This window comes from Mycobacterium kyorinense (assembly GCF_001672775.1).
In the GTDB taxonomy this organism is placed as follows: Bacteria; Actinomycetota; Actinomycetes; order Mycobacteriales; family Mycobacteriaceae; genus Mycobacterium; species Mycobacterium kyorinense_A.
On sequence record NZ_LZKJ01000006.1, the window covers coordinates 16983 to 35891 of the forward strand.

At 66.9% G+C, this 18909-nt stretch carries 15 protein-coding genes and 1 pseudogene; 3 read left to right on the top strand and 13 right to left on the bottom strand.

Features of this window, described 5'->3' with window-relative positions; translation table 11 throughout:
• Positions 1–445: 445 nt before the first annotated feature.
• Positions 446–1588, top strand: coding sequence for a MinD/ParA family ATP-binding protein (locus tag A5707_RS00390; RefSeq protein ID WP_065012553.1), 1143 nt, complete (start codon positions 446–448; stop codon positions 1586–1588).
• Between the two features lie 70 nt (positions 1589–1658).
• On the opposite strand, the gene eccA is transcribed toward A5707_RS00390, so the two are convergent.
• The 12 genes and pseudogenes from eccA to A5707_RS00450 all read right to left on the bottom strand — a co-directional run bounded on the left by eccA (position 1659) and on the right by A5707_RS00450 (position 14186).
• Positions 1659–3503, bottom strand: coding sequence for a type VII secretion AAA-ATPase EccA (eccA, locus tag A5707_RS00395; RefSeq protein ID WP_065012554.1), 1845 nt, complete (start codon positions 3501–3503; stop codon positions 1659–1661).
• Positions 3504–3506: 3 nt separating this feature from the next.
• Positions 3507–4997, bottom strand: coding sequence for a type VII secretion protein EccE (eccE, locus tag A5707_RS00400; RefSeq protein ID WP_232000582.1), 1491 nt, complete (start codon positions 4995–4997; stop codon positions 3507–3509).
• Positions 4998–5029: 32 nt separating this feature from the next.
• Positions 5030–6535: a type VII secretion-associated serine protease mycosin gene (mycP, locus tag A5707_RS00405; protein WP_065012556.1), complete on the bottom strand. Its 1506-nt coding sequence runs from the start codon at positions 6533–6535 to the stop codon at positions 5030–5032.
• Complete coding sequence (gene eccD, locus A5707_RS00410) at positions 6532–8007, bottom strand: type VII secretion integral membrane protein EccD (RefSeq protein ID WP_082969158.1); 1476 nt, start codon at positions 8005–8007, stop codon at positions 6532–6534. The genes mycP and eccD overlap by 4 nt, the downstream gene beginning before the upstream one ends.
• Positions 8007–8945 (bottom strand): annotated as a pseudogene (locus A5707_RS00415) (MinD/ParA family ATP-binding protein); the annotation flags it as partial. The gene eccD and the pseudogene A5707_RS00415, both read right to left, overlap by 1 nt.
• 22 nt (positions 8946–8967) lie before the next feature.
• A complete protein-coding gene (locus A5707_RS00420) occupies positions 8968–9795 on the bottom strand; it encodes an ESX secretion-associated protein EspG (protein WP_065012558.1) in 828 nt (275 codons plus the stop codon).
• 29 nt (positions 9796–9824) lie between these two features.
• The gene (locus A5707_RS00425; RefSeq protein WP_065012559.1) at positions 9825–10115 is read right to left on the bottom strand and encodes a WXG100 family type VII secretion target; all 291 of its coding nucleotides are present in this window, start codon (positions 10113–10115) and stop codon (positions 9825–9827) included.
• A gap of 24 nt (positions 10116–10139) precedes the next feature.
• A complete protein-coding gene (locus A5707_RS00430; RefSeq protein ID WP_065012560.1) occupies positions 10140–10457 on the bottom strand; it encodes a WXG100 family type VII secretion target in 318 nt (105 codons plus the stop codon).
• 164 nt (positions 10458–10621) lie between these two features.
• Positions 10622–11809 carry a PPE domain-containing protein gene (locus tag A5707_RS00435; RefSeq protein WP_065012561.1) on the bottom strand — a complete coding sequence of 396 codons (1188 nt, stop codon included), beginning with the start codon at positions 11807–11809 and terminating at the stop codon, positions 10622–10624.
• Positions 11810–11820: 11 nt separating this feature from the next.
• Positions 11821–12117 carry a PE domain-containing protein gene (locus tag A5707_RS00440; RefSeq protein WP_065012571.1) on the bottom strand — a complete coding sequence of 99 codons (297 nt, stop codon included), beginning with the start codon at positions 12115–12117 and terminating at the stop codon, positions 11821–11823.
• A gap of 147 nt (positions 12118–12264) precedes the next feature.
• Complete coding sequence (locus A5707_RS00445) at positions 12265–12960, bottom strand: type 1 glutamine amidotransferase (protein WP_269455122.1); 696 nt, start codon at positions 12958–12960, stop codon at positions 12265–12267.
• Positions 12957–14186: a Mur ligase family protein gene (locus A5707_RS00450; protein ID WP_065012562.1), complete on the bottom strand. Its 1230-nt coding sequence runs from the start codon at positions 14184–14186 to the stop codon at positions 12957–12959. Before A5707_RS00450 ends, A5707_RS00445 begins: the two co-directional genes overlap by 4 nt.
• A 441-nt stretch (positions 14187–14627) precedes the next feature.
• Between A5707_RS00450 and A5707_RS00455 the strand changes: the two genes are divergently transcribed.
• Entirely contained in the window at positions 14628–15617 is a 990-nt protein-coding gene (locus A5707_RS00455; RefSeq protein ID WP_065012563.1) for a DEDDh family exonuclease, read from the top strand.
• Positions 15618–15737: 120 nt separating this feature from the next.
• On the opposite strand, the gene leuA is transcribed toward A5707_RS00455, so the two are convergent.
• Positions 15738–17615 carry a 2-isopropylmalate synthase gene (leuA, locus tag A5707_RS00460; protein WP_065012564.1) on the bottom strand — a complete coding sequence of 626 codons (1878 nt, stop codon included), beginning with the start codon at positions 17613–17615 and terminating at the stop codon, positions 15738–15740.
• Positions 17616–17895: 280 nt separating this feature from the next.
• On the opposite strand from leuA, the gene A5707_RS00465 reads away from it, so the two are divergent.
• Positions 17896–18909 (top strand): aspartate kinase (locus A5707_RS00465; RefSeq protein WP_065012565.1); only part of this gene is annotated, 1014 nt, incomplete at its 3' end.

Here is an 18909-nt window from a genome sequence, read left to right on the forward strand (position 1 = left end):
ATCAATAGTAACCCGTTGATTGGCGGTGCCGATCCGACGAAACCGTCGGAGGTCTGTGAATTTGCCCGTTCTGGTTGCGCGCCTGGGTAATTGCCTGCGGTGACGTTGCGTTGAGCGACTCGCAGCCGCGAATCGCGATACGGCGAATCCAGGCCGTTCGATTTGCTGTGATCACCGCTTGGCGGGATTTCCGCAGGATCTCATCGGCCCCGAGCCGACCGGGGTGCAGTGATGGAACTCACCATAAGCCGTGGCAGCGGGCATTGATGCGGCATTCGCGGGGCTGGTGTGCAATAACCCGCGATCGTGGCCTGTGTAGGCCAAGTTTGCGCGACAACTTTGCGCGAGAGTGCAGATCGCCACCATGCTTCTCCGGTGCCTCGATAATCGATACTGGACTGGCGGCGCCTGTGACACCCACGGCCGGATGCCAGCTGAGGAGCCCATGAACGAGCGCGACGACTTCCTGCGGGACCGATTGCGGCCTGCGCAGCCCGGCGCACCCTCGCGGCCTCAGCCGCGTCCGCAATCACCCGATCCGCGGCCGATGCCGCCGCAACCGTTCCACTCCCTCCGCCAACCGCGCCCACCGGCGGCACCGCCGCGCCCCGGACCACCCCCCGGCCCGCCGGGATCCGCCGGATGGCCCGACTTCGGGGTCGGGCCGCCGCCGCGCCCGTCGCCGCGACGTGCCCCGCCGGGCCGTGGCTGGCGGCGCATGCTCTGGACGGCGACGTTCGGTCTGGTCAATCTGGGCCCGTCGGCGGCAGAACGGCAGGAAGCGGAATTCCAGGCCGTCATCAAATCCGTCCTGCACGGCAACTACAAGGTCGGCGTGCTCGGTAAAGGCGGCGTCGGAAAAACCACCGTCGCGGCCAGCGTCGGATCCATCTTTGCCGAACTGCGGCGCCAGGACCGCGTGGTGGCCATCGACGCCGACACCGCTTTTGGGCGTCTGGGCAGCCGGATCGATCCCCGGACCAGCGGTTCCTATTGGGAACTGACGGCCGACAAGAATCTGCAATCGTTCGCCGATGTCAGCTCTCGCGTCGGCAGTAATTCGGCGGGTCTGTACGTGCTTGCCGGAGAGCCGCCGGCCGGTCCGCGGCGCGTCCTCGATCCGGCGATCTACCGGGAAGCCACGTTGCGACTGGACCGTCATTTCACGATCTCGATCATCGACTGCGGGTCGACGATGGACGCGCCGGTGACCCAGGAGGCCCTCAGCGACCTGGACGCCCTGATCGTGGTGTCCTCGCCCTGGGCCGACGGGGCCTCTGCCGCCGCGCAGACCATGGAGTGGTTGTCTGCGCACGGCCGCACCGATCTGTTGCGGCGAAGCATCGTGGTACTCAACGATTCCGACGGCCACGCTGACAAACGGACGCGGTCGGTGTTGGCTCGCCAATTCCTCGACCGTGGTCAGATGGTGGTCGAGGTGCCCTTCGACCCCCACCTGCGTCCTGGCGGCGTCATCGACGTCACCAGCGAGATGGCTCCGGCGGCGCGACGTCGGTTTCTGCAGATCGCCGCGACGATTGCCCGGTTTTTCGCGTCAGAGCCGCCCGGCGGGCGGGAACGCCGCTAGCGGTTGTCCTCAGAATGCCGCAGCACGCCGATGGGTCGGCGGTTGCTTCGACTGCGGAAAAGTTGAATGTTCAGAGCTCAACGGGCACATGCTTTTCGGCGCATGCGTCGATCACGGCCCTGGTCACGTCCTCGGCGCGTAACGTCTCGAGGTCGTCGACAGTCACCGATCTGCTGGCAGCACGGTGCTGGGCGGCTACGCGCGAATCACGCAGCCGCTCAGCGCGTTCGATCACGTTACGGGCAAAGCGTCCGTTCTGCATGACGTCGATACCGTGGTTGCCGTCCGGCGCCAGAAAGTCCCGCAACCTCTGGCACCCGCCGGTCAGTGCCTCGCGCGCAGCAGGGTCCAGGACGGTGGCCCGCGGCTGCCCGTAGCGCACCGCGATCTCGACCAGCTCGTCGGGGGAATACGACGCGAAGCGCAGCTTACGGTTGAACCGTCCGGCCAAACCCGGGTTGACGGTCAGGAATTCGTCGACTTCTTTCTCGTAGCCGGCCCCGATGAAACAGAAATCGAACCGGTGCACCTCCAGCGCAACCAGCAACTGATTGACTGCTTCCATCCCGATCATGTCCGGCCAGCCATCGTGGTGGCGTTCCACCAGCGAATAGAACTCGTCCATGAACAGGATGCGGCCCAGCGAGCGGTTGATGAGCTCGTTGGTCTTTGGCCCTGACGATCCGACGTATTCGCCGCAGAAGTCCGCCCGTTTGACCTCGACGATTTCCGGGTGTCGCACAATGCCCAGACCCGCATAGATTTTGCCCAGCGCCGCTGCAGTTGTCGTTTTCCCGGTGCCGGGCGGCCCGACCAGCAAGACGTGGTTGGTCTGGCTGGCTACCGGCAGCCCGGCCGCCAACCGCAGGGCCCGGACTTCGATCTGATCCTCGAGCTCGGCCACCGCACGCTTCACTTCGGCCAGACCGACCTGGTTGTTGAGCAGCGCACGGCCTTCAGCCAGCAGTTCGCGGCGCCGCTCTGTGCTTTCTTCTTCCCGACGCTGCTGGCCGGACCGCTCGGTGTTGACGTCCCATTTGTCGGTGCGGGAATCGATCGTCTCCTCGTCGGTGACCGCCAGCTGTAGGCCCGGGTCGGCCAACGCCTGTTTGGCTGCCGCGGTCAGCGCACCATTGATCGTCGCCCTGGACAACCAGATCTGCGCGTTGTCCTGCTCACCGAGCAAGCGGTGGGCCATTCCGCGCACATAGGCGAGATCAGCTGCAATCAGCGGAAATTCGCTGGGGTCGATCGCGACGGTGTCGTTATGGGCGCGGCCATGCTCGCTCGGCTCAGTGGGCCCGGGACGCAGCTCAACTCGGTCGGTCCAATCCAGCGCAACCAGCGGCTGCCCGAGATGGGCCGCGGCATGGGCGGCCAGCGTCGTGGTCGCGGCGCTGACCGCCGACATGATGCTGGCCTGCGGCGGCAGGATAGTGGCCGCAACCGATATCACGTCAGGCCAGCGCTGGGTCGCGAACATCAGGTAGGCGCGGATGTGCTGCTGCCATTGGTGATTTTCCCAGGTGTCCAGCAGAGCCGAATCATCGAGCAGCGCCGCGGCGTTCTGGTACTCGCCGTCGTCGATGAACGTGCTGGCCAACGCCAGTGCCGCGTGTGACGCCTCGGTCACCACGATGGCCAGATACGGACCCGCCTTAACCGGCGCAGACAACGGCACACCGAGCCGATTGGTTTCCCGGTGCAGTCGCGCGCCGCAGGCGTATAGCTTCTGCAGCGTCCACAACTCGTCGTCGCCGGTGGCGATTCGGCCCAGCCAGGCGTCGGCCATCGACGGATCGATCTCGGTTGCCTCCCGGAACCGCACCTGCGCGGCGGCGACATCTGAATCGAATACCGCCATCGCCTGATCAAACCGCTTGCGCGCGGCCACGATCGACGTGCTGGCGGCCATCGGCTATCCCACGAGTCCGGCCGCGCCGAGCATGGCGTGCTCACAGTAGACATAGCGGTTCTCCGCGCGGAACAACTCGACCGCGACGGTGTGCACCTGCCCGGCGGCGTGCACCTCCAGCATCGCCGGACCGGTTTGCATGATCAGCACATCGGCGGATCCTCGGCAGGGCTCACCGGGTTCGCCGACGAAGACCAGCGTGTTCGGCCGAGGCGCCGGCGCAATGGTGCCGTCGACGACGCTGACCGTGGTGCCGGTGGCGGGTCTTGGCTGGTCAGTTACCGCAATATCGGGCGTGCGAATGCTGGCCCACCGCTGCGCGTTCCGAGTATGGACGGTGATGCGCTCACCGGCTGCGGCCATCCGAACCACAATCCGTTTCGCCACCTCGTCGTCGGCGCCGATATGCACTCGGCTGAATTCGCCGGGGTCGTCGAGCGGCAGTGCGAACCGGTTGCCGGCGGCGTCCTTGCCGAGGAGCACACCAGACGGCCCGATCGGCACCGCGAGCTCGCCGGCCAGTACACCACGGCGCATGCCGCCGATCGCCGGCATCGGACCGCAGAGATTCGCGGCGACGCTGTGTAACTGTTCGCCCGGCAGCGTCTGCAACAACACACTCGGCGGTGCCGCCGGCGGCTGGGTGCTGCAGATTGTGATGGCGGCGGCGGCAGTGCCGTCGTTGAACAGCGTGACGTTTTGGATGATGGCGTCAGCGCGCACCGTCCATCCCTGCGCCAACTTGTCGGTGGTGATGTCGCGGGGAAGATAGCCGTAGGTCGTCATCGAACCGGTATCGCTGCGCACCGAGTTCCAGCGCTGTGCACCGGCGTCCAACGCCGACCGGCCCAGCCGTCGCTCCAACTCGAGAATGTCAGTCGCGGTCGCCACCCTGGCGCGAATCCCCCGCTGGCGCAAAGCGCTACCGATTCGCTGCGCGGCCGCCAGTGTCGCGGTGCCGATCGAGGCGCGCCATTGCAACACCTCGGCATTATCGGTGCCCGAAACCCGCACAATGACCCAGGTCTCCCGCCGTCCAGCGTAGGGCACGGCACCGATCAGAGTGTCGTAGACGCGCGGATAGTCGCCGGCGCTGCGGCGCCTCGAACCCCAGCTGACCACACTTAGCGAATCGATCGTCAGGCCCAGACTTTGACGCATCAACGGCTCCAGGGCGGTGATGTCGAGGATGTTCGCGGTGTGCGTCGACGCCGAACCGGTGAACACTGTCGGCGTGTGCGCGGTGCCGAGCAGTTGTACCGCCGCGACCGCAGCGCCGCCCTGGTAGCGGACACCGCCCCCGGCGCCGTCGTTGACCACTGTCACGGGCTCGGTCCAGGCCACTGGCCGGCCGCGCCGCAACCACAACGCCAGCCACGACCACAGCGGTCGACGTCTCCACGGGATCACGGCCGCAACTATTCCGGTCGCCAAACCTGCTGCGCCACCGAGGTATCCACCGAACGACCAGCCGACGACGGCGGCGAGCAGCATGCCGGTGACGGTCGCCTGTCTGCAGGTGGCGTTCATCGCGCTCGCCGGACACGGCCGACGATTGACCCGACCAAGACTGCAGCGGCGACTGCCCCGGCGAAGACCAATGCCATAGTGCGCGCCCGGTAATCCGGTGCCGGCGGTGGCGCGGCCGGCAACACCATCCGGCTCCGCGTAGCCGGTGGAATACGTTCTCCCGGAGGGATATCGAAGGTTAACGCCGCCACTGGGTCCACCACGCCGTGACCTACCTGATTGTCGACCCCGCGTGGCGGGTTGTGGGTGGTTTGCAGGATTCGGTTGATGATCTGGTGGGCGGAGAGCTCCGGATACTTTGCCCGCACCAGCGCCGCGACGCCGCTGACATAGGCGGCCGAGAAACTTGTTCCCCAGAACGGCATGGTCTGCTCTCCCGGGCGGACCGGAGGATAGCCGTTGACCGCAGCGCCGGTTTGCGGAGAGAGCCCCATGATCCCGATACCCGGTGCCGCCGCCGCGACCCACGGCCCGGCAAGGCTTTTGCTGATGGCGACGCCGGTGTTGTCGACTGCGCCCACCGACAGGACGTAGTCGGCGAACCAGGACGGTGAGGACACCGTCTTGACTTGATGCCAGTCGCGGGGGTCGGAAGGATCCAGGGGATCAAAGACCGGGTTCTGGGCGCACGAATCTTCCCCCTCGTTGCCGGCGGCGGCGACGATCACCGCGTCTTTCACGGTGGCGGCGTACCACACAGCGGCGCCGACCGAACTCTGGTCCAGCGGGTCGGCCGCCGACACGCACGACGCCACACTGACGTTGATCACCTTGGCGCCCATATCGGCCGCGTGGACGATAGCTTTCGCCAGAGTGGCGACGGTGCCGGCCTTCTGGTGCCTCTCGGCGTCGCCCAGTCGCGGATTGATCGGCTCGTAGGCCCGCGATGACTGGCGGATGGAGATCACCACCGCGTGCGGGGCAACTCCAACCACGCCGTCGGTGGCGTCTGGCGGCGGCGCTGGCGCGTCGGGGTCTTCATCGGGTTGATCAGCTATCGGCGGTGTGCCCGCATTGACGGGCGGCGGACCGGTCGGTGCCGGAAAAGCCGGGGCGGCCGGCATTGGGGCGGGCATCGGAATGCCCTGGGGTGCAGCGGCAATCACCGACGCGACGATGGTGCCGTGGGCGTCGCAGTCGGTCAATCCGTCGCCGGCCATGACGTAATCACCGCCAGCGACGACGGGCAATCGGCCGGTGGGATTGATCCCCGTGTCGATCACGGCCACCGGTACCCCATGGCCAGTCGAGTACTGCCAGGCCGCGCTGACGTTGAGCATAGTGAATCCGGGCACGATGGCGGTCACATCCGGTTCTGCGACCGTCGTCGTGCGTGCGCAGACATTGCTCTGACGCATCGGCTCCTCCGGCTCCGGCCTGGCATCCGCGGGTACCCGGGCGGGGTCGACGCTCGGCGGCGGGATAGCTTGGGCCAGCGGCCCGCTGGCCGACAGTCCAACGAGAACCGCGATAGCGGTCACGCAGATGCTCGCAGACGTCATCGCATGCGCACCCAGCTGAACAAGCCGCCGATCCACGCGGCTAACGGCAGGGCGGCGGCAATCGCCGCCAATTCGAGCCACTCGGCGAGCATGCGCACCAGCGGCGTGAATTTGGTGATCGGCACCAGCAGGGCGGTGGCCAGCCCGGTGCCGCCGAACCCGGCCAGGACGACCGCGGCCCAGAGCACTGGTTGGACCGATGCGGACGGCTGGTGCAGCACGCATTTCGCGACGCCTGCGCATGCCGCCGCGGCGGCCCCGCACACCAGGGCCACGGCTTGCCGTCTGTCAGTGAATGCCCGTCCGCGGCTGATGAATATCAGCACGAACAACCCGGCCAACGTGGCCGCCGCTGGGCTACGGCGTTGTCCCGGCATCAGGGTGACCCAAGCCCCGGCAGGCAGTGCCAGCGCGGCGCCCACACAGATGCCGGTGAGCACGCCGTTGGCGCGTACCGCAGCCGCGGCGATCTGCTTACCGCGGGGCGTGGTATCCGGGTTCACCTCATCTTCGGCGTCGACGGGAGACACCGTGTCCACCGGCAGGCCGTCACGTCGACGAAACAGGTCACGGCCGGTGACCGACCCGAAGTGTGGCGGCCGAATTCGGGCGGCCCACAGCGCAATCGTCGGGGCCGCGGTCAACACCACCAGTAACGCGACCAGGGTGCACATGCCCAGCCACTGCGCCGGAAACGGACGCCACATTCTGGCGGCGGCCAAACCCCCTGCCACACCGCACAGCGTGACGATGGCCGCCGTCGCGGCAATACGACGTCGCGTTGACGCGGTCACCGCCCAACTCAGCACGGCGACAGCGAGGGCAGCGATGAATACGTGGGCGGAACCCAGCCGTCCTGGCGCGGCGCCGGCAGCGCCTCCGGCCAGCAGCGGCACTGCGATCCAGCTGAATCCGTCGAGCAGGTCGCCGCGATGCGGCCACCGCAGCCAGACCGCTGTCAGCCCCACACCGGCCAGCACGCCGAGTGCTCCGGTGACGATGGTGGGCGTCAGCGAGTCGGTGCGGGCGCGGGCCCGCAGCGCCAGCGCGAACGCCGTCGCGGCGGCCATCGCCAGGATGGCCAGTGCGGTGTGCACCGCGGTGTCGGCCGTGACGGGTTCGAACAGCTTCTTCCCGATCCGCGCCAAACCGGTCGACAATGACTCGTATTGAGGCTCAAAGGATTCGCCGTGCGTGGCCGGGGCCAGCACCAGCGTGGCACCGTCTTCGATACCGAGTTCATCGAAGGTCTTGCTGATATCCAGCCGCACCCCGTTGACCTTGTGCAGCTCATAGCCCACCCCGGCCGTCAGCTCGGGTAACCCACGACGTTTGAGCTCGTCGCCGAGCAACTCGACAATGTCATCGATGAAGACTTCGATAGGCACCGACGCCGGGTAGATTTGCGAGATCAGGTGCTTGCCGCAGACCACTGCCACAGCGCAGCGCGCCGGAAGCGAGACACTGGCCATCAATGCGCCCGGTCTGCTTCGGGAATGTACTTATCCGCAAGTGCGGCGGCGATTTCGTAGAGGCGCAGCCGTGTCTTCTTCTTCAGCTCATGCTGCGTGTCGATGATGCCGCCTTCCGCGAGATGCGGGTCGTATGGCATGAATTCAACGTTGGCGCCGGCCTGCGTGAATCGCTCGGTAAGGTAGCGCTCCGCCTGCGAATCATATTTGTTACGACTGTCGTTGAGGATGATCACACTGCGGGATACCAGCTCGTGGTAACCCATCGACCGCAACAGGTCAATCGACCGTGACACCGGAAGCGAGGTATCCACCGTCAGGCCGGATACGAACGCAAGCGTGTCGCAGGCATCGAAGACGGCCTTCATCACCGGATGCTCGAGATCGTCGGAAGTGTCGATCACGATGACGTTGTGGGTGCGTCGCAGCCGCGACAGCACGCCGGTGAACATCGACGGGGCCAACGGCCGCGGTTGGCCGGACCCGCGGTTTCCGGCCAGGACATCCAATCCGATGCTGTTCTGCCCGAGGTGCTCGCGAATGTCGGCATAGCCCTGGACGTCCGTGTCATTCAGGACGTCGGCGTAATCGCCGGGCGGTGCTTCATCGATCCGGCCGGCCAATGTCCCGAAACCGGGCGCGGCGTCGACGGCGACCACGTTCTCGGGACGGCACTCGCGAAACACTGCGCCGATGCAGGCGGTCATGGTGGTCTTGCCGACGCCCCCTTTGCCCGACACAACGCCGATCACGTACTGCTTACGGATGTGGCGCCGGATCCGGGCCTGCAAATCGCGGTGATGGCGTTCAGCCGCCGATTCGCCCAGGTTCACGGCATGAAACGACGCACTGTAGAAGAACTTTCGCCATCCCGCTGCAGGTGGGATCTTCCGCGGTGCGACCATGTCAGAAATCCGTAGTCTGCCCGAGACCAAATCATGGTCCTCGCAACGGTTTTCCTCATCCAACTTGTCGATGGGAATACCACCCTTCGTGCGTCGGCAGCCCTTGCACCATCGCCTTTACCGCTGACCCGATGGCAGGCGTCGTCCCCGGCGCGACGATCAGCCAGCTCTTGCCCGCAGCAACGACATGCTCGGCCAGCAGCCGGCCTTCCGGGGTGTCGATGATCGTCACGGCGCTGTCGTCGATGCGCGAGCGGGTGAGCCGACCGGTATCCGTGTGGATCGCGACGATGGAGACCTGAGCCGATCGCTTCGAGTCGCCCGCCCACTTCAGAATCTGCTGCTGGTCGGCGTCGAGGTGTTGGGCGGCCAAAAACCGCCACAGCGCGTCCTGATTGGGCGCTTCGGCACGCATAACCGCGGCGTCGACGGTGACCGGTCGCAGCGGCGCCGCCGGCCGGCACCCGCACAGTCGCTCGATTTGAGCACTGATCAGCGCCTCGCCCGTGTCTGCCGCGCTGGTGGTTCCAGCGCCGTGTATCCGGATGCTGCTGGCCGAGCGTTCCATGACCACCCACCATTGGCCGCATCTGGCGAGTAGAACCCGCGCCGATTCAACGTCGTGCGGTGATCGGAGTTGCATGAGCAGTGCCATGTCGCGCCGGGACAGCACTGTTAGCCATTCGACGACCGTGTTGTCCACTGCACCCGACTCGTCGATGACGCCGTGCGCCCGCAGTTCGTCGGCAATCGGATGTGCCAGCGCCAGTTGTCTGGGTTCGACGCTGGGTAGGTGCGGCCGCAGTCCCAATTCAGGTGCGATGACTTCCACACCGGTGAGCACTTGAAGCACCCACAGCCCATCTAGCGTGGTCGTTAACACCTGTCCCCCAACCTAATCGGGCAGTCAAGCTAGATGAATGCCTGGCTGATGGCCTGGTCGGTTGCCTGGGCGCTCTCCGCCGTGTTGTTGACGACGTGTCCGTGTTGGCTGACAGTTTGGATCAGGCCTTCCAGGCCATGCAGCATCTGTTGCTGGGCGTCAAAGAACGCAGTGGCTCCGGTGCCCTGGAAGAAGTCGGCCAATGCCTGAGTGCGGTGCTGAATGTCGTCGTGGATTTCCATCAGCTGCGCAGCCCGCGAGGCGACGTCGGCGGCAAATCCGGTGACTGCCCCGTAGTTGTACGTGATTTGGTCTGTCATATCCTGTCCTTTGCTTGGCTTCTGCTAGCTCGCCGCACCGAACAAGCCGGTAAATCCATGGGATGCATCGGCTTCGTGGTTTTCCATCAGCGCCGCCGCGCGGCCGAGTCCATGAGCCAACCGTTGGCCGCCCGTCACCGTCTGCTGAAGGTCGTGGTTGATCTGCCCGGCGGTGGCCAGTGACGTGCTACCCGCCTGGCCGTGCCACGTGGCCACGCTGATGACATTTTCGTGACTGCTCAGGTAGTCGTTGGCTACAGCGGTCGCATACTGCAGGGCCGATTCGACAGCCTGCTGGGTAGTTCGCAGCAATTCCGGTGTCACAACGGTCGCGTTTGGCATGCCTGCTCCTTGATTTCCGGTCCCCGAGCGGGGGTTTGGATAGCAGTGTAGGCGGGGCTCGCAGGTTGTCACTTCACTCGGGAGCAAACTTTATGGCGCGGCGTAATGTCTACGCGACAACAGCATTAGCAACAGCTAGCAAACCGGACAAAATTTGTCCTGTGCTATTCGTCGGGCACGGGGTCGGCGTCGACGGCGACGTGTGCGCGAGCCACCACTCGCTTGTCTGGCACCCGATCGCCGCGTGGGGACGGACCGGCCGGTGTCATCGGCATTGCGCTGCCGGCCGCCGGGGATGTCGTCGGGCTGCGGTGTGCGGCAGCGCCGAGCAGATCGCTCCGCAGACCGGTGGGTCTTCCGCCGACTGGTGGCTCGAAGCTGCTAGCCGGACGGGTGTAGCTGGTGAGCCCGGCTCCCGGATACGCACCCACACCGCTTGCGCCACTGAAGGTTCCACTAGTAAGCCGACCAGCACCTTCGCCGGCGCGCAGTGCCGGCTCCCCGCCCGACGTCGTCGCCCCTTCCGGGATCGCGGCCGTCGGGAACATGCCGCCGACGGTCTGCAGGAAGGCTTGCGGCATGCCCGCCAACCCCTGCATCGGTGTCTGGGCCGATGTCGTCAACGGCTGGAGGACGCCCGATACCCCTTGTTGCAACGGTTCGATCAGCGCACTGAGCCCTTCGGACGTGGCGGCGGGCGTGGACGTCGTCTGACCCACCGACTGCGCAGCCCGGTTGGAAAGCTGCAGCGCATCATTCATGCCGGTTTGCGCAGCTGCCTCGGCGACGGCCTCGCCGGCCGCTGCTGGCCCGGCCGGTGACGCCGCCACGGGCGCAATTGGCGGCGGCAACGCCAACGCGATGCAAAGTGTGCCCAGCGCAGCCGAATACGCCCAGCCCACGCTCGAATTGTGCGGCCAGTGTTCGCCGAAGTACTCGCTATCCAGGCCCACGATTTCCGGGGTGCGTATGCCGAAGAAGTTGGTGGCATTGGCGGCCACCCACTCGTCGCGATTGAGCTGACATACCTGCGCTGGAATCACCGAAGAACTGGCAGCGATGAACGCGTCCACGGCGGCTTGCGTTAGCGCAATCTTTTCCATCGTCCAGGCCGCCAGTGTCTGTAGCGCCGCGTTGAGCCCGAGCACAGCTGTTGTGGAGGAAACCGCGCCCAAACCTTGCCAGGCCGCCGCGGTCGCTGCGGTGTTAACGGCCGAGAGACCCATAACCGTTTCGTGGCAGGAGGTTTCGGCTGTCCACGCCGCGTTGTTGGCGATCACCGACGCTGGCGAGCCGGCCTCGAAGGTAGCGGCGATCACCTCCGGTGGACCAGACCACCGCGGGTCGGGCATAGGTCTGCTTACTAGGCCAAGTTGGCCGCGCGGACCGCTTCGGTGGCGGTGTAGGTGCCCGAAGCGAGGACTTGGGTCCCGGCGAATGCCGCCCGCTGGCCGGCATGCTCGGCGGCGGCCGCAAGGTAGGCGGCGCCGGCCGCATTCAAAGCCGCGGCGAATTCGGCTGAATCCACATCCGCGGCCATCGGCACCACGCCGGTAAGCGCAGCTGCGCCCGCCGCCGAGGCCGCTGATGTCTGCGCGCTGATCGCTGCTTCGGTCGCTGCCGAGACCTCGACGGCACCCGGAATTACATTGAGTGGCAACACCGTATCCCTCCCATGATGGCTTGACCGGAATCGCAAATCGCCCCGATTTTGGAATCGACTCGAGTCCAGGGTGCGCCAGGTGGGCGCGACGCACAATTCACCGGCACTGCACTAGCGCTATCAGTGCCGGCGAGAGATCCGGTTTTAGGCTCGCAGCCGCTCGCGGCGCAGTAACTCCACCTCCGGCAGCTCCAGTGGTGCGAGCTCACCGACCACCCGTGTCAACAGCCAATCGGCAAGCTCAGGATTACGCGCCAGACATGGCCCGTGCATGTAGGTGGCGATCACACTGCCCTGCACCGCGCCGTCCAGCCCGTCGCCGGCGCGGTTGCCAGCCCCCTTCTTCACGGCGCCCAACGGTTTCGCGGCCGACCCGAGCACAGTTCCGCCGCGATGGTTTTCGAAACCGGTCAACGGCGCCGTCAATCCGCCCAGTAGCGGGGCGCTGACCACCTCGCCGATGGTGCGGTCGCGCTGCGGCGACGTGGTCGCGTCCAGCAGACCCACCCCGTCGACGCGTTCGCCTGCCGACGTTTCGTACCACTGACCCAGTACCTGGATGGCAGCGCAGATCGCCAACACCGGCGCGCCCCGCGCCGCCGCGCGCTGCAACCCCGGATGTTTGATCAGATGGCGGGTGGCCAGCCGCTGCGCGTAGTCCTCGGCCCCGCCCAATGTGTAGAGATCCAGTGACTCGGGCACCGGGTCGGCAAGCGTGATCTCGACGATGTCGGCCGCGATGCCCCGCAAAAGCAACCGCTGCCGCAACACCACTGCGTTACCGCCGTCGCCGTAGGTGCCCATGACGTCGGGCAGCACGAGCCCGATCCGTACCGTCACCGTAAGCGCTCCAAGGCCCGGTGCAACTGCAGGAAAGCCGTGTAGTTGGCCACGACCTCCACCGGCCCCGCCGGACACGACGCGATGGCCGCCAGCGTGTCATGCACCAGGGTGTGCTGGACCCCCGCGTAGCCGAGCCGCACCGCGAGATCCGTGCCGCGCTCGCCCGCCGCGACGACGGCAGTCTCCTCGAAATGCTCGAACCGCACATCCCACAGCCACGACAGGTCTTCGCCGTCGGGCACCTGGCCGTTGACTGCGATGACGACGCCCGCGGCCTGCTTGTCCACCATTGACAGCGCCTCCTGCCACCCGGCCGGATTCTTGGCCAGCAGGATCCGTACCGTGTGTTCGCCCACGCGGACGGTGCGATACCGACCGGCGACCTCGTCGACCGTGCCGACCGCGGCGACCGCCGCCGCCGGATCGACACCCACCGCGACGGCGGCTGCCACCGCTTGCGCCGCGTTGCCGCGGTTCACCGATCCCGGCAACGCCAGCCGCATCGGCAGCACCAGCCCGTTCGGCCCGTAGAGCCGCTCGTCGTCGAACCACCAGTGCGGGCTGGGTCGCTGGAACTCCGCGCCGGTGGAATACCAATGATCCCTATCGCGGACGATCACCTCACCGCTGCGCGGGCAGCTCACCGAGTCGGCCGACCAGCCGGCCCCTGCGGCCACCCAGATGACGTCGGTGCTGTCGTAGGCGGCCGAGGTCATCAGCACGTCGTCGCAGTTGGCGACGACCACCGTTTTGGGGTGCCGGGCCAATCCGGCCCGCAGCGTGCGTTCGATGACGTTGATCTCGCCCACGCGGTCCAGTTGGTCGCGGGACAAGTTGAGCAATACGACGACGCGAGGTTCGACGGCGTCAGCGACGTGCGGGACATGCATCTCGTCGACTTCCAGTGCAGCCAGCTCGGCGTCGCGGCCGGCAGCCAGCGCAGCCACCAGTCCGGCGTCCATGTTGGCGCCCTCGGCGTTGGTGGCCACCGCCCCGAGACTGCCCAGTGCGGCCGCGGTCATCCGGGTCGTCGTCGACTTGCCGTTGGTCCCGGTCACGATCACCGTGCGGCGGCCCGTCCCGAGTTGATGCAGTATCGAGCGGTCGAGCGTCATCGCCACCAGGCCGCCGATCATCGCGCCCGCCCCGCGCCCGGTCACCCGCGATGCCCACCGCGCGCCGGCCCCGGCGGCGAGGGCCAGGCGTCCCCGGGCGGTAATCACCCGCGCAGTTTAGGGCGATCGCAAGCGCGGCGCTTGCGCCGGGCGCAGCGGGTCGCCCTCGGTCGGTTTGAGGCGATCGCAAGCGCGGCGCTTGCGCCGGGCGCAGCGGGTCGCCCTCGGTCGGTTTGAGGCGATCGCAAGCGCGGCGCTTGCGCCGGGCGCAGCGGGTCGCCCTCGGTCGGTTTGAGGCGATCGCAAGCGCGGCGCTTGCGCCGGGCGCAGCGGGTCGCCCTCGGTCGGTTTGAGGCGATCGCAAGCGCGGCGCTTGCGCCGGGCGCAGCGGGTCGCCCTCGGTCGGTTTGAGGCGATCGCAAGCGCGGCGCTTGCGCCGGGCGCAGCGGTTCGCCCTCGGGAATTTAGTTCACGGCACGGCGCGCGTTAAATCCACGACACGACGCGCGGCGAACCGGCGATGTCGGTCCGACGTGCCATCCTCCCTTTATGGGGATCGCTTGGGGTCGACCGGCCAGTGAGCCCGGCGCGGGCTGGGCCGTCATCGATGTCGAAACCTCGGGCTTTCGGCCAGGTCAGGCCCGGATCATCAGCCTGGCGGCGCTGGCACTCGACGCTGAAGGCCGCATCGAGGAATCCGTCGTCAGCCTGCTGAACCCCGGCGTCGACCCTGGACCCACTCACGTGCACGGGCTGACCGCCGCGATGCTCGAAGACCAGCCGCAGTTCACCGACATCGCCGGCGATGTCGTCGAGCTGCTGCGCGGACGCACCCTGGTCGCACACAATGTCGCGTTCGACTATGCGTTCTTGGCCGCGGAAGCCGAGATCGCCGACGCCGAATTGCCCGTCGACACCGTCATGTGCACGGTCGAGTTGGCGAGACGGCTGGGCCTCGGGACCGACAATTTGCGGTTGCAGACGCTGGCTGCGCATTGGGGAGTAGCGCAAGAACGCCCGCACGATGCCTTCGACGACGCTCTGGTGCTCACCCGCGTGCTAGCCGCCGCGCTGCAGCGGGCGCGTGAGCGCGACGTGTGGCTACCGGTGCGGCCGGTCACTCGCCGCCGGTGGCCGAACGGCCGGGTCACACACGACGAGCTGCGACCGCTGAAGATGCTGGCGTCTCGGATGCCGTGCCCGTATCTCAACCCCGGGCCGTATGTGCGGGGCCGTCCGCTGGTGCAAGGCATGCGGGTGGCGCTGGCGGCCGAGGTCCGACGCACCCACGAGGAACTGGTCGAACGGATCCTGCACGCCGGGCTGGCCTATACCGACGCCGTCGACCGTGACACGTCGCTGGTGGTCTGCAACGAGACCCAGCCCGGACACGGCAAAGGCTATCTGGCCCGTGAGCTGGGCGTTCCGGTGGTTTCCGATGCGCAGTTCATGGATTCCGTCGGCACCGTCGCCGGCGGCACCGGCGTCGAGGACTTCACCGAGCCGGCCGATGCCGGCGAACAGTTCGCGCTGTTCTGATTGCCCGGCTTCTCCTCGCGCCGCTGTGCGGCGCGCATCGGCGCCGCGCGGTTCTGATTGCCCGGCTTCTCCTCGCGCCGCTGTGCGGCGCGCATCGGCGCCGCGCGGTTCTGATTGCGCCTAGCGAGCTGCCCGATTGACCGCAGAGACAACCGCCCGCAGCGACGCGGTGGTGATCGACGGCGCGATGCCCACACCCCACACGGTGCGGCCGCCCGCCGGGCCCGTGGGGCGACGACCCGCTTCGCCCGGCTCCGCCGCGCCCGCGGTCCTCACCGTGGCCTCCACATACGCCGCCGCCTGAGCTTCCTCGCCGGCGCTCATCGCGTGCTCGGAATAGTCCAGCACGGCCACGTCGAACCCCACCCGGCCCAACGCGTCGACGAACGCAGCCAGCGGGCCGTTGCCGGTGCCGCTGATCTCGGTCTCGGCCCCGTTGACTTTCACGGTCGCGACGATGCCGGTGGTTCCGCTGTCCTCGTCGGCGGCGTCGACCCGGTGCTTCATCGGCTCCAGCGGTCGCACCGGTGCCAGGTACTCCTCAGCAAAGGCGTCCCACATCTCTTTCGGTGAGATTTCGCCGCCCTCGCCGTCGGTGATGTGTTGGATCACCTGGCTGAACTCGATCTGCAGACGGCGCGGCAGCGCCAGGCCGTGGTCGGCCTTCATGATGTAGGCCACCCCGCCCTTACCGGACTGCGAGTTGACCCGGATCACCGCCTCGTAGGTGCGGCCGACATCACGCGGGTCGATCGGCAGATACGGCACCTGCCAGAGCATGTCGTCGACGTCGGAGTTTGCTTCGTCGGCCGCGATCTTCATGGCGTCCAGGCCCTTGTTGATGGCGTCCTGGTGGCTGCCGGAGAACGCAGTGTAGACCAGGTCGCCCCCGTAGGGATGCCGCTCGTGCACCGGTAGCTGGTTGCAGTACTCCACGGTGCGCCGGATCTCGTCGATGTCCGAGAAGTCGATCTGCGGGTCCACCCCGCGGCTGAACAGGTTCAGCCCCAGCGTCACCAGGCACACGTTGCCGGTGCGCTCACCGTTGCCGAACAGGCAGCCCTCGATCCGGTCGGCGCCGGCCTGATAGCCCAACTCGGCTGCGGCAACAGCGGTTCCGCGGTCGTTGTGCGGATGCAGACTCAAGATCACGGCGTCGCGGCGTTTCAGATTGCGGCTCATCCACTCGATCGAGTCGGCGTAGATGTTGGGGGTGGCCATTTCCACGGTGGCCGGCAGATTGAAGATGACCGGGTTGTCCGGCGTCGGTTGGATGACATCGCCGACGGCGTCGCACACCTGCTTGGCGTACTCCAATTCGGTGCCGGTGTAGGACTCCGGGGAGTACTCGAACCGCCACTGGGTGCCGGGATATTTGGCGGCTTCCTCCACGCATTTGCGGGCTCCGGCCACCGCGATCTCCTGTACCGCGGCGCGGTCGGCGCGGAACACCACCCGACGCTGCAGGATCGAGGTCGAGTTGTAGAAGTGCACGATTGCCCGCGATGCGCCCTCGCAAGCCTGGAAGGTGCGCTCGATCAGCTCAGGCCGGCATTGGGTCAAGACCTGGATGGTGACGTCGTCGGGGATGAGGCCCTGCTCGATGATCTCGCGGACGAAATCGAAGTCGGTCTGGCTGGCCGACGGGAAGCCGACCTCGATTTCCTTGTAACCCATGCGCACCAGCAGTTCGAACATGCGGCGTTTGCGCGCCGGGCTCATGGGGTCGATCAGGGCCTGGTTGCCGTCGCGCAGATCGACCGCGCACCACATCGGGGCGCGACGGATGACCTGGTCCGGCCAGGTTCGGTCGTCCAGTGCGACCGGTTCGACCTCCTCGGCGAACGGGCGGTAGCGACCGATCGGCATCGACGAGCCGCGCTGGGTGTTCCAGACGGGCTGCGCGGCATGGGGCGCACCCGCGGGTTTGGTGATGGTTCGACCGGACCTGAAGGCATCGGCGGAATCGGCTGGATCGGGAGAAGAAAAGGTTGTCACGATGATTGCTCCGGGGGATGGGAGGGAGCCGAAAGGCTACGACCGGCGCATCGCGAACACCCGCGACGGGAAGCCGGTCTGGATCAGACCCCGCCGCGGCGTCCGAGGAGGAGCACGCGCTGCACGGTGTGTACTTTACCGCGCTCGCTGCTGTCACCAAAACGTTTTGAACGCCGACGTAACCGCGTGCTCGTCCGTGGGCCATTGGACGGCCCGCATCCTCGTTGGGCGGGCACGTATTCTGTTGTCGACCTAAAACCGGTGGACCGAAAGGACGAGAGTGGCGCTCGTCGTGCAGAAGTACGGCGGATCGTCGGTGGCCGACGCCGACAGCATCCGTCGCGTTGCTGAGCGCATCGTCGAAACCAAAAAGCAGGGCAACGACGTGGTCGTGGTGGTCTCGGCGATGGGCGACACCACCGATGATCTGCTCGAGCTGGCCCAGCAGGTATGTCCGGCGCCGCCAGCGCGGGAGCTGGACATGTTGCTGACCGCCGGTGAGCGCATCTCCAACGCGCTGGTGGCAATGGCGATCGAATCGTTGGGATCGCAGGCCCGGTCCTTCACCGGCTCGCAGGCCGGCGTCATCACGACCGGCGCGCACGGCAGAGCCAAGATCATCGACGTCACCCCGGCCCGGCTGCAATCCGCCCTCGACGAAGGCAAAGTTGTGCTGGTCGCCGGCTTCCAAGGTGTGAGCCAGGACACCAAGGACGTCACCACGCTGGGCCGCGGCGGCTCGGACACCACCGCGGTGGCGCTAGCGGCGGCCCTGAACGCCGATGTCTGCGAGATCTACACCGACGTCGATGGCATCTTCAGCGCAGACCCCCGCATCGTGCCGAACGCCCAGCACCTGAAGACCGTCACCTTCGAGGAGATGCTCGAGCTGGCGGCCTGCGGCGCCAAGGTGCTGATGCTGCGCTGCGTCGAGTACGCCCGCCGCTACCACCTGCCCGTCCACGTCCGCTCGTCCTATACGGACAAGCCGGGCACCATTGTTTCCGGATCGATCAAGGACATCCCCATGGAAGACGCCCTCCTGACCGGAGTCGCCCACGACAAGAGCGAAGCCAAAGTGACCGTCGTCGGCATCCCCGACCTGCCCGGTTATGCCGCCAGGATCTTCCGGGCGGTCGCCGACGCCGACATCAACATCGACATGGTGTTGCAGAACGTGTCCAAGATCGAAGACGGCAAGACCGACATCACCTTCACCTGCCCGCGCGACAACGGACCGGCCGCGGTGCAGAAACTGGAGTCGCTCAAGGCCGAGATCGGCTTCTCCGAGGTG